The organism is Paraglaciecola sp., from assembly GCF_039964565.1.
Taxonomy (GTDB): domain Bacteria; phylum Pseudomonadota; class Gammaproteobacteria; order Enterobacterales; family Alteromonadaceae; genus Paraglaciecola.
Genome location: NZ_JBDVXF010000005.1, coordinates 350,344 through 361,990, shown reverse-complemented (window position 1 = coordinate 361,990; position 11,647 = coordinate 350,344). Strand labels below are relative to the sequence as shown.

At 39.6% G+C, this 11,647-nt stretch carries 12 protein-coding genes and 1 pseudogene; 7 read left to right on the top strand and 6 right to left on the bottom strand.

Annotation, left to right across the window (positions count from 1 at the left end; genetic code table 11):
* A partial coding sequence (locus tag ABJK37_RS02965) for a hypothetical protein (protein ID WP_348349939.1) occupies window positions 1–187 on the bottom strand: 187 nt, incomplete at its 3' end.
* Between ABJK37_RS02965 and ABJK37_RS02960 the strand changes: the two genes are divergently transcribed.
* The 3 genes from ABJK37_RS02960 to ABJK37_RS02950 all read left to right on the top strand — a co-directional run bounded on the left by ABJK37_RS02960 (window position 188) and on the right by ABJK37_RS02950 (window position 2,949).
* Window positions 188–766, top strand: a complete 579-nt coding sequence (locus tag ABJK37_RS02960) for a pyridoxal 5'-phosphate synthase (RefSeq protein ID WP_348349937.1) — start codon at window positions 188–190, stop codon at window positions 764–766. It begins immediately after the preceding gene.
* Window positions 767–891: 125 nt separating this feature from the next.
* Window positions 892–1,968 (top strand): nitronate monooxygenase, encoded by a 1,077-nt coding sequence (locus ABJK37_RS02955; protein WP_348349935.1) that lies wholly within the window; start codon window positions 892–894, stop codon window positions 1,966–1,968.
* A gap of 351 nt (window positions 1,969–2,319) precedes the next feature.
* Window positions 2,320–2,949, top strand: a complete 630-nt coding sequence (locus ABJK37_RS02950) for a LysE family translocator (protein ID WP_348349933.1) — start codon at window positions 2,320–2,322, stop codon at window positions 2,947–2,949.
* A gap of 45 nt (window positions 2,950–2,994) precedes the next feature.
* Here the strand turns inward: ABJK37_RS02950 and ABJK37_RS02945 are convergent.
* Window positions 2,995–3,183: pseudogene (locus ABJK37_RS02945) on the bottom strand (IS110 family transposase); the annotation flags it as partial.
* A gap of 64 nt (window positions 3,184–3,247) precedes the next feature.
* Between ABJK37_RS02945 and ABJK37_RS02940 the strand changes: the two are divergent.
* From ABJK37_RS02940 to ABJK37_RS02925, 4 genes are all read left to right on the top strand, one after another.
* Window positions 3,248–3,601 (top strand): MerR family transcriptional regulator, encoded by a 354-nt coding sequence (locus tag ABJK37_RS02940; protein WP_348349931.1) that lies wholly within the window; start codon window positions 3,248–3,250, stop codon window positions 3,599–3,601.
* A gap of 60 nt (window positions 3,602–3,661) precedes the next feature.
* On the top strand, window positions 3,662–4,468 hold the full coding sequence (locus ABJK37_RS02935; protein ID WP_348349929.1) for an SDR family oxidoreductase: 807 nt from the start codon (window positions 3,662–3,664) through the stop codon (window positions 4,466–4,468).
* A 351-nt stretch (window positions 4,469–4,819) separates the two neighbouring features.
* Window positions 4,820–5,467 (top strand): HAD-IA family hydrolase, encoded by a 648-nt coding sequence (locus tag ABJK37_RS02930; protein WP_348349927.1) that lies wholly within the window; start codon window positions 4,820–4,822, stop codon window positions 5,465–5,467.
* Window positions 5,468–5,566: 99 nt separating this feature from the next.
* Window positions 5,567–7,501: an EAL domain-containing protein gene (locus ABJK37_RS02925; protein WP_348349925.1), complete on the top strand. Its 1,935-nt coding sequence runs from the start codon at window positions 5,567–5,569 to the stop codon at window positions 7,499–7,501.
* A 52-nt stretch (window positions 7,502–7,553) separates the two neighbouring features.
* Here ABJK37_RS02925 and ABJK37_RS02920 read toward each other — a convergent pair whose 3' ends face one another.
* The 4 genes from ABJK37_RS02920 to ABJK37_RS02905 all read right to left on the bottom strand — a co-directional run bounded on the left by ABJK37_RS02920 (window position 7,554) and on the right by ABJK37_RS02905 (window position 11,518).
* A complete protein-coding gene (locus tag ABJK37_RS02920; RefSeq protein ID WP_348349923.1) occupies window positions 7,554–8,108 on the bottom strand; it encodes an NnrU family protein in 555 nt (184 codons plus the stop codon).
* Window positions 8,105–8,554 (bottom strand): MarR family winged helix-turn-helix transcriptional regulator, encoded by a 450-nt coding sequence (locus ABJK37_RS02915; protein ID WP_348349922.1) that lies wholly within the window; start codon window positions 8,552–8,554, stop codon window positions 8,105–8,107. Before ABJK37_RS02915 ends, ABJK37_RS02920 begins: the two co-directional genes overlap by 4 nt.
* Before the next feature lie 178 nt (window positions 8,555–8,732).
* The gene (locus ABJK37_RS02910; RefSeq protein ID WP_348349920.1) at window positions 8,733–10,805 is read right to left on the bottom strand and encodes an EAL domain-containing protein; all 2,073 of its coding nucleotides are present in this window, start codon (window positions 10,803–10,805) and stop codon (window positions 8,733–8,735) included.
* Between the two features lie 290 nt (window positions 10,806–11,095).
* Window positions 11,096–11,518, bottom strand: a complete 423-nt coding sequence (locus ABJK37_RS02905; protein WP_348349918.1) for a hypothetical protein — start codon at window positions 11,516–11,518, stop codon at window positions 11,096–11,098.
* Window positions 11,519–11,647 lie beyond the last annotated feature (129 nt).

The window sequence follows — 11,647 nt, the reverse complement described above, 5'->3', positions numbered from 1 at the left end:
CCTCGCCCAAAGGGAGAACACCAGCGACTTTCACTCTTCGTTCTAGTCCTTTGAAAGGGGGTAGCCATTCCTGCAGGACTACGCCTCGATTGAAAGTCGCTGGTGTTCTCTGAGTGACTAATTGATAAGATGAATTGGTATGATAAATTCTACAGCCTCGTTTTATGTCTGAATGAGATAGAGACATATGGACAATCCGATAATTAAATTTGAAAGCTGGTGGCATGAAGCATTAGTCAATTGTCCATTGCGGCAAAAAAGTGCGGTTTGTGTATCAACAATAGATAGAGATGGTTTTCCGTCTGGTAGGTTTGTTGACTTAAAGTCAGCGAGTGAAAAAGGATTTGTTTTCTGCTCATACTATGATTCTGTAAAGGGTAAGCATATTGCACATAACTCAAAAACCGCAATGACTATATGGTGGGATCATGTAGGCTATCAAATTCGTGTTGTAGGTACAGCTGAAGTAATTACCGATGTTGAAGCTGATGTTTTTTGGCAAACTCGAAGCAGAAGTGCTCAATTAACTACTACTGCCTTTGACCAAAGTGAGCCATTGGTTGCAGAGGATGATTTAACAACTCGCTTACAGGATGCCTCGACAAGTTTTGCAGAGCAACCTATCCCTAGACCAAATAATTGGGGTGGTTATTGTATTGCGCCTGTTTCAATTGAATTTCTTACATTCAGGGAAAGCAGGTTACATCTCCGAGAGTTATTTAAATACAAAGATAATGGCTGGTTTAAACAATTACTTCAGCCGTAAAATGTATTACAAATCAATTAGTCCGACCTCAACTCGCTGCGCTTGTTTCGTCGGCATATTGGGGAGTTAGATTAAAAGATAAGTGCTCCCTATAATCACATGTTAATGAGTTAGGACGTAGATAAATGCACACTTCGAATATAGAGCGAGCCGAGAAATTCGCTATCGAAATGGGAATGAAATGCCCTGTTCTTTTAGGGCCAATGGCTGGAGCTTGTCCCGTTGGTCTCTCGATAGCGGTGGCTAAAGGCGGGGGCATGGGGGCTTGTGGTGCTCTGCTAATGCAACCAGACGCAATAAAACAATGGGCCGCTGAATTTCGGGCTGCGACCGATGGACCCTTTCAATTGAATTTATGGATACCGGATGCAGCACCAAGAAGAAACGCAAGTCATGAGAATGAGCTACGGGCTTTTCTTAGAGGTTGGGGTCCTGAAGTTAGCACTGAAGCGGCTATTGAAGCACCACCAGATTTCGAATCTCAGTGTCATGCTCTACTTGAAGTTGAACCCCCAGTAATTTCATCTATTATGGGGCTGTTTGATGCATACTTTGTAAAGCAAATGAAAGCCAAAGGCATCAAATGGTATGCAAACGTAACAACTGTTGCAGAAGCCATAGAAGCTGAAGCCGCTGGCGCCGATGTAGTTGTTGCCAAGAGTTTTGAGGCGGGCGGGCATTCAGGTGCCTTTAAGCCAGAGGATGCAACGCGCTTTGGTGTCGGTGCCATATCCTTGGTGCCAGCAATCGCTAATGCCGTTGACCTGCCTATCGTTGCGACAGGAGGAATAGCAGATGGACGTACTGCAGCTGCGGTACTTTTGCTTGGTGCATCTGCGGTTCAAATAGGAACCGGCTTTTTACGGGCTACTGAATCTACCATCCCGTCGGCATGGTCTGAAGCAATTGCAAATGCGAGGCCTGAAGATACTATAGTGACTAAGGCCTACTCAGGGAGAGCCGGACGCAGCATAGCAACTAAATACGCCATCGCTATGGAAGCTGCCGATTCCCCTGAGCCAGCACCTTATCCAATTCAGCGTGGGCTAACGCAAGTAATGCGGACTGCTGCTGTTAAAGAAAATCGAATCGAAAGTATGCAGGCATGGGCAGGCCAGAGTGCAGGTATGGCTCAATCGTACTCCGCAACCAAAATTACTCAAGAAGTCTGGAATTCTGTGAGGGCTGCGTTAGGGAGCTAGGTGATGTGAGCAAAATATTGGCATGAAAAAAGCTAATCGGGTAGCCGGAGGTCTCTGACCACCTGCCCATACAACACCCTGCATGCGGCTCCGCACAGGGCGTTTCACTTAGGATAGTGAAGCGCAATACGACCTGCCTTGAAGGTGAATTCAAGGAAGTTGCTTTCACTAGTTTTAACGACGTAGCTTTTGATTGTGTTTAAGGATCAACTTTCAAGCGACATAAATAAATTTTACAAGGCGTTCAAATGGATACAGTAATATTGTCATTTTTGCTGCAAAGAAACGCAGCTAAGCCTGCCAACATCACTGCATTAATTAACTCGGCGTTAACACACTCACGGAGGATACATGTTTCCTATTGATATTTGGTTTACTTACACATTAGCTTGTTTGCTTTTAGTAATATCGCCAGGTCCCGACAATATACTGGCGATTGGAAGAGGGCTTAGTCAAGGTAAAGTCGCTGCATCGGTATCTGGTTTTTCATCTGGTGCAGGAATATTGTTTCATGTTTTGACTGCAACTTTTGGACTTACATTATTAATACAAACATCTGAATTAGCTTTTGTTGTTGTAAAGGTTATAGGTGCTTGTTATTTAATTTGGTTGGGAATAAAAGTATTAAGATCTAGAAATCTAATCAACCTGGCTCCTGCTGCTAAACAACCAGTGAAAGCAATCTTTACAACGGGTTTTCTATCTGCAGCTTTAAATCCTAAACCGGGTATGTTTGTACTGGCTTTTATCCCTCAATTTGTAAGTCCCGAATTAGGTTCAGTTACAACTCAAATGATAGTATATGGCATTTGGTTTGCGTTACTTACCGGCATAGGCTTCTCATTAATGGGGGTGTTTGCTTCAAAGCTAACTGGTTGGCTTCAAAGTCGTCCTAAAATTATTAATGGTCTAAATATCGGTGCTGGCTTAACATTTATAACTTCAGGTTTAGCTGTTGCTACATTAAATCAGAGCAAATAAAGTGTTTAGTCCGCTTAATGTGTGCGTTAGCTACTCAATTTTCATTACTGATTCGACGCCAACGACAATATCGCCAATGTAGGGTTGCAATAACGCTAGTAGCTGATTATGCGAGTCATTAATTTTCTTGTGTACGAGTACTTCACCGTGTTCGTCAATAATACAGACGTAAAGCAGCCGAGCATGTAAACCCGTTCCACAATAGTAGGGATGTGTATTAGTATAAAAGTTCATTGAGTCTTCTCCGTTTAACGTGGGCGTTGAGACTATTATTTATTCCACACTCATGAGAATTACTATGTTAATAGGTCGTGTTTCTGAACTGACGGGAGCAACTCGTAAAGCTATTAGGTACTATGAGTCTATAGGTTTGATTTCACCTCCTGACCGAAAGGGTAGCTACCGTATTTATGATGACCATGATGTCATGGTTGTCAGTATGATTTGTCGAGCCAAAACTCTTGGGTTTAGCCTCTTTGAAATCAAAGAGATTGTTTCCAAAAAAACTCATGAAAAGAAGCTTCCTATTGAGTTGGTGCATCGAGTAATAGATAAAAAAATATCAGATTTAAAACAAGAGGTTGAAGCGCTTTTACTCAAATCGGAAAATTTGAAGGAATTTAAAGATGATTTAGTTAAAGAATTCAATTGACCTTGTCCCTAAGGGCAAGGGTTACAGTTAGTTTTTAATTAACTGACTGGATGAATTATCTTGAAAAAACTGAATTTTGAAAACACAACCATATTAATAACTGGCGCATCTTCTGGTATTGGCAAAGAGTTTGCGAAACAATTTGCTAGTAAAGGGGCTAATTTAATCTTAACAGCTAGAACGCATAGCGATCTTATGAATCTAGCGGAATATCTCGAATCTGAACATACGAATATTTTGATTAAAACTATTCCTGCGGATTTAAGTGAACCAAATGGTGCTAGAAAATTATATGAAAAAATAAGCGACTTAGGCCTGCCGGTTGATTATTTAATTAATAACGCGGGTTTTGGAAAGTTTTGTGAATTTTCTGGTGAGAGCTTTGAAACGTATCATAGAATGTTGATGTTAAATATCAATGCATTAGTAGAGCTTACCCATTTATGTCTACCTGCAATGAAAGACAAAAATAGTGGTGGAATTATTAACGTCGCTTCTATTGCTTCTTTTCAACCACTACCCTATCAAACTGTTTATGGTGCCTCTAAAGCCTTTGTTTTAAGCTTTTCAGAGGCGCTAACGGGGGAGTTATTAGACACCAATATTCGAATTATGGCCTTATGCCCAGGAACAACCGAGTCTCGTTTTATGGAAAATGCTAATGCTGACACATCTAAAATGGACTTAGCTCCAGCAAGCGAAGTGGTTAGATCCGCGCTCATTGGTTACGAGAAAAATAGAATATATACAGTATCTGGAAAAATGAATTACTTAATGTCTCTAATACCTCGATTAGTTTCACGTAAAACAACGGTCAGAATAGTAGTTAATATGTTTAAGGAAAGTGTACTAGGAAAAGTAGCTTAGTTTTGAATATCGCTTAACACATATGAGCCTCAGGTTAGTCAGTAGGTGCTAGTGTGCTCTTGATCAATCAATTACCAAGTCACCCATTGTAATTATTTAGAACACATTGCAGAACTTGTTTTTTATAGGATGATTTTGTATCTGGCAGTGACTTGGTGGTAGAAATACCCAATACTTCGAACCTGGAACTCAAGTGATAAAATATATTTAATATGGTGCATATGAGGTTATGTTTTAATTATTAATAATGTAAGAACTCAAACCTTCTCTATTTTTAAAGTTTGTAAACAAAGCCTAGCAATAGTTTTGTGTAAAACATGTGCACCGACATAATTTACAATGGTAAAACCAATGCGCAAAACCTGCTTACTTTTTGATAACGACGGCACCTTAGTCGACAGCGAATATTTATGTAATTTGGCCATTAAACAGCAGTTCGCTGAGTTGGGTGTCTATCTTGATGTTGACCATTTAGTAGAGCATTATCGTGGTAAAAAAATGGGGAGTATTTTATCAACGTTGGGCTCTAAACATAAGGTATCAATACCAGATAACTTTTTACCGGACTATCGCGAACGTGTCGCTAAATTATTCGAAAACCAATTAAAACCAGTCAAAAATATTGAGTTTGCGTTGTCAAAATTACCGCAACAAAAAGCGGTAGTATCAAATGGTCCTAAATTTAAAATTGAGCAGGCATTAACGATATGTGGTTTAGGGCAATATTTTGGTGAGCGTATCTACAGTGCTTATGACCTTGATAAATATAAACCGGACCCTGAAATCTACCTAAAAGTAGCAAAAATATTAGGCGTAAAACCACAAGAATGTGTTGTCATAGAAGATAGTATCACAGGTGTAACGGCCGGCAGCCAAGCGGGTATTAGCACTTTATTTTACAATAAAACTCATGAGAGTCATCAACTGACTAATGTAACTGATTTTGAAGACATGGCTGATTTACCACAGTTAATTGCTAATTTATCTTCAGTCACTTAGGCGTATTCGATATTCCCAAAAGCCTGATTAACCACCAATATGCCTTTATTGATTAGCACATATGGGGTATAAATTGCTTAATCCTATGGGCTAGGATGCTTGGAGGCAAACATAAAGCTACTGCAACGTATGACGGAATGGGCAGGGTTCGGTGCAAAAACCGAACAACTCATATTCGCCCAGTTTAATGAGTTACTCACCAAAGTACCGTTATTATATTTTGTTTTGTTGGTCAGTTCTTTGGCCTTAACTTACACCTACTATGGCGTTGCCCCTGATTATTTAACGGTTCATGTGGCGGCTTTTTTAAGCGTTGCCTGTGTCCTTAGGGCATTCAAGTGGTATCGCTTTAGATTTCAAAATTTTACTCAACTTCAAGCACTACACCAAATCCGAATGACAGTGCTGTTCTCTATCATTATGGGGTTTGGTTTTTCCATTTGGGGCTTTGCGCTCTATGGATATGGTGACATTAGTTTAAGAGTACATGTAGCTTATTACATGTCGGTTACTGTTATTGGCATTATTGTGTGTTTACTTCACTTACCGGCAGCGGTTTGGTCAACCACCCTCACTGTAGGTGCGCCTTTTGTGGTATTTTTTGTTAATACTGGTGAATTGATTTTTGTCGCCATTGCAGTCAACTTTTTACTGGTAGCTGCGGTTTTAGTGTTGATTACTTTGAGCTACTATCGGGCATTTTCGAACGTCATAGCGGCTAAAGAAGAGTTGCAGACACAACATCAACATACCCAACAACTCAACATTCAAAATGAATTACTGGCGAATCTGGATGGCTTAACAGAATTAGCCAATCGCCGCAGTTTTTCCAAACATCTCAGTCAAAAGTTACGGGAAAATATAGATAAACAGTGCTTTGTTGTGGCATTGATCGATTTAGATGGTTTTAAACCTGTTAATGATATCCACGGCCACGCAGCTGGGGACCGAGTGCTAAAAGAGGTGAGTCAGCGTTTAATTAAGGTGTTAAAAGGTAAAGGGTTTTTGGCGCGCATAGGTGGTGACGAATTCGCACTGGTTATCGACCATGACAATTGCCATGAAGCAATTCAAAGCTTAGGCAATAACATCACCAAAGAGATTCAAAAGCCATTTGAGATGCGCACCGGTTTAGTACAAATTTCAGGATCATGTGGATTCGCTATTTATCCCGAAGGCGGAGAAAGTGTAGATGAATTGATGGACAGTGCCGATTTTGCACTATATGAAGCCAAGACCGCTTCCAGAGGTAGTTCCATTATTTTTTCTGGTGAACATAAGCGCTTAATTAAGCAAAAATCAAAATTGGAACTCGCACTAAACCAAAGCATCAAAAATAGCGAATTAAGTTTAAATTATCAGCCCATTGTTGATGGAAAAACGGGTGAAATCATAGCCCTAGAAGCGCTCGCAAGATGGAATAACCCAGAACTTGGGATGGTGCCACCAGACGAATTTATCATGATTGCAGAAAAAAGCGGTATGGTAACTGAAATCACTTTATGCCTATTTGAAAAAGCGGTTCGAGATCTTAAAAATTGGCCCGAGCATTTATTTTTGTCGTTTAACCTTTCTGTGCATGACGTAATGAATCAACATACTCTGCAAAGGTTATCTGAAATACTCCAAGAACACTGTGTATCTGAGCAGCGTGTTCAGCTAGAAATCACAGAGACAATTATGATGAGTGATCTCGAACATTGTTCGAATACCACCAAAATGTTGCAACAAAAAGGTTTTATGATTGCATTGGATGATTTTGGCTCTGGCTACTCGAGTTTGAGTTACCTCCATAAATTAGCGTTCGACAATCTCAAAATTGATCGCGGTTTCGTGAAAAATTTACTTGAGGATCCTCGTAGTCAAGGTGTGGTGAAAACCATTGTCGAGTTATGCAGCAGTTTTAATGTAAGTTGCACTGTAGAAGGAGTAGAAACCGCAAAGCAAAGAGACTTATTGCTTACTTTGGGATGTCAGCAGATGCAGGGGTATTATTTTTATCGGCCAGCTAAGATTGAAGATCTCAAACTATAATTGGCAAGCAAGCGCAAGGGGGAAGTACCACGACCTTAACCCCAGCTTGCAGCTAACCAATTAAAGGCATACCCGTAAAACTGCCATGAAAACTCATTAGTACCCCATAAAGTATCAGTCCAAGAAAAATAACCGCAATGTCCCATAAAAAGCTGACTGGTTGTTTAGGTTTGTAGCGCCCACCTTTAGAAACTAAATACACATCTACAAGGGCAAATACCCCAAAACTTAGGAATACTATGGTACTCGCTAGGTCGCCGTTAGCTGCCAAATGAGGGCCACTCCATAGTATTAGTCCAATTAGCATAGGATGACGAACAAATCGTTTGATGTTATTCGGTATTTCAGCAGCACACATCATTATGACGGCAAATGGCATGGAAACAAAAGCTAAAGTGCGTCCCCAAGGTAAGGGGTCCCAAAGAGGCACAAAGTCTGAAAGGCTGAAACCATAAGTAATTGACCCCAATCCAATCAAAGAAATCAGACTAAATAACATTTTATATTTTTTCTCTCCTAAGGTTGTTACCAACTGAGGTTTGAAAGGTGTTGACGGCACCAAGTGAATACCAAAGAAAATTAGTGTTCCAATAACCAGTAACATCATAATTGTGCCCCCTGTTGCGCCTGTAAATTATCGATGATTTTCGTTAGTACCTGCGAGGTAATCTGCAGATCTTGTTTGGGTATCCCCCGCGTTATATCGGCCTCTAACGCATTTAAAATATCGTCAACCTTAGATATCTTTTTATTGGGGGTTATGTGTAAATAATTGACTCGTTTGTCTGTTTTGCTTTGAACCCGCTTGACCAAACCTTGGGCTTCGAGTTTGGAAATAGCAATAGATAGTGTAGCTGCTCTTACTGAGAGTTTTTCGGCTAACGCTTTTTGAGTCATGTTTTGCTCTCCCATCAATAAACCGGCAATACGCATTTCTTGGTAGGTAATACCAATTGGTGACAACCTAGTTTCAAGGGTTTTTGCTATCACTCGATGGATTTTTCCAAAATGACTGAGTAATGACTGATGAGTCTTAGTGAGAATTTTAACCATAACAAAGATACTAAAAATTATTTATAGTTAGTCTAACTAACTAATGTTTCGAAATCAATATCTATTTGAATTAACCGAGAGACGGGTACTAAGAACAATTATTCTAGGACCAACTATTGTGATGTAACTTGGGGGGGCAGGCGCTTGAGTTATAGATTGAACGCCGGAACATTAGGTGTCAATGGACTGAAAATTCAAGTAACTGCTGTGGGGGTAGAGGTTTACTGTAGTAATACCCTTGTACAAAATTACACTCTAGTGCGTTTAACAATCTTAATTGCTCCTCAGTTTCAACGCCTTCGGCAACAACCGTGAGCCCTAAACTATGTGACATAGCAATGGTCGCTTTGACTAAATCACTATCTGCCTTGTTATGGGCGATACCTTGAATAAAACTGCGATCTATTTTCAGTTCATCAAAAGGATACTGTCGTAAATAACTGATAGATGAATAGCCAGTTCCAAAATCATCCATCGCTAACTTTATGCCTAAATTGTTTATGTCAACTAAGGCTTCTTGGATGTACGATTGCGCCCTCATCAATACCCCTTCGGTTATTTCTAAATCTAAACTTTCGGGGCGAATATTCGCTGCAATAAGCGCTTGTTTGATAAAGCTAATAAATTGCTTATCTCTAAATTGGCGAGGGGATAAGTTCACTGAAATTGTGTAGCTCTGCTGTTGTCTATTTTGCCATTCGTTTAAAAAGCTTAGTGCTTGTTCAATAACATATTTGCCAATAGGAACAATGAGCCCAGTGTGTTCCGCAATCGGAATAAACTCATCTGGGGTGATATTTCCAAGCACTGAATTATGCCACCGCAGTAACGCTTCAGCGCCAATAACTGTTTGGGTTTTAGTATCCAATTGGGGTTGGTAATGAATTTCAAATTCATTACGTTCGAGTGCGCCGCGCATTTGTTCTTCAATTTCAAGACGGCGCTGCATTATTAAATTCATTTCGGCGGTAAAAAATGAAAAAGTGTTTCTTCCTAATGCTTTGGCTTGATACATAGCCGTATCGGCATTGCGCAGTATGTCAGAGGCACTATGGCCATTTTCTGGGTACATAGCAATACCAATACTGGTGGTGAGTATTAATTCTCTACCGTCAATTTTAAAGGGTTCTCTAAAGGTATCCAGTAAATTTTCAGCTACGGCAAGGGCACTATTTTCAGCGTTTAGACCTCGCAATAAAACAATAAACTCATCTCCTCCCAAACGACCTACAGTATCTTCTTTACGCAACACTTTCTGTAATCTTGCTGCCGTTTTGATCAGTAGTTTATCGCCGACTTCATGACCTAACGTATCATTAATTTTCTTAAAATCATCAATATCGAGAAAAAACACTGCGGCTTTTTGGTTGTTTCTTTCAGCTTCAATCAACATTTGAGACAAACGCTCTAGGGCTAAAAAACGATTGGGTAGAGAGGTTAGGGTATCAAAGTAAGCTTGATGACGGATCACCTCGGCGGATTGATATTGTTCGGTAATATCTCGAATGATTGCGACTACTTGATTGTACTGCGATAAGTGATTAATTCTCGCTTCAAAATAAACCAATCCATGAGGTAAATCGAGTGAGTACTCAAAGGTTACGATCCCTTTTTGTTGAGACAATTTTGCGAAATTAGTCTTAAATTTTTCTGCCACTTCCTCTGGTAATAAATGAGCAATATTTTCACCCACTAATTGGTTTGGGGGAACATAAAGGTTTTGAGGATTACTGGCATGGTAATCGAGGATTTTTCCATTTTCATCCATTAAAAAATATAAATCAGGAATCGCCTCAAATATAGTTTCAAGCATGTTATCTTTGAGTAAAGCGTGAGCTTGAGCTTGTCTAACGTCGGTTAAATCCACATCAATACAATACATTTGTTTAGTATTATATTGATTGGTAAACATCACATGACTTGAAAATACCGTGATATCTTGATTACTTTTATTGCGTAAAGTGATCTCACTTGCTGGAATTTCTACGCCATTTTTTACCCAGTCGCTATGTGCAGCGATAACATGGCGCTGCATCGGTTTAGGGATAATTAAGTCTTCTATTTTTTGCCCTGTCGCCTCTTCTTTACTAAAGCCATAAAGTAATTCACTCGCTTTGTTCCAATAGATAACACGTCTTTGTTCATCGTATCCTTGCACAGAAATAGCAGAAACTGCCTCAAATAACTGGTGAAGTGAGTCATTGATAACATACGGGTGGGTCAACATACTTTGAACTTTGTTTGATTTCATAGGCGAGATCCAAATATTCCGTGTCTTTGGTAGTCAATAATAGGCCTAATTAACGCAATTGGCTGAATTATAAGAATTAGGTCTAAGTTACTAATATATCCCTTTTTGTGAAATCTTGGCATTTATTTGACTAGAGATTTTTGATTGAGCGATAGCCATTTTTTGCCATGAATTACTTCATGGCGCTGTAACTGTCTACAAAAATGGCAGGTTTTAGAATTAACCAACGGGACTTAATCTTAGTCAATTCTCAATGTTTTACCTGCCATTTTGCCTATTAAAAAGTGCAACTAGGCTGTTTTACCTAGGGTAAATTTAGTGTCCTCAGTTCGTAATAAATACAAGGCAAAACATGCAGCCCACATTGGCCATGCTGCAAAAAACAGCAAGTTATTAAAAGGATCTAAATATTGTCCCATTGCAGAAAGAGTAGAACCACCGTGAAGTAAAAAGATCAGTCCGTATGTTAGACGTTTTTGTAATCCCGCTAAAAATGCAAGAACCAATATAAGTTGCAGTGCGCCTAAAGTGTAAGCAATGGATTCTCCTAAGCCCGAAATAGCATAGAATTTTTCAAAGATTTTAATGCTGTGCCCAGGATTAATAAACTTGTCTAATGTCCATACAAACATCACTATAAACACACCGAGTCTTAGGGCCAATAAAGACCACTGCAATCGACCACGAACATCACTCGGTATCGCTTCACTCATCTTAAATCCTCATTTTTTGTTAGTTGTTGTCTAGTAAATTAGACTGGTTAGCTAAGACATTGATAATTTGTGGCCATGCAGAAAATTAATCACAAAGGGAAATATAGTTTCGCTTTTTACATGGCCTAT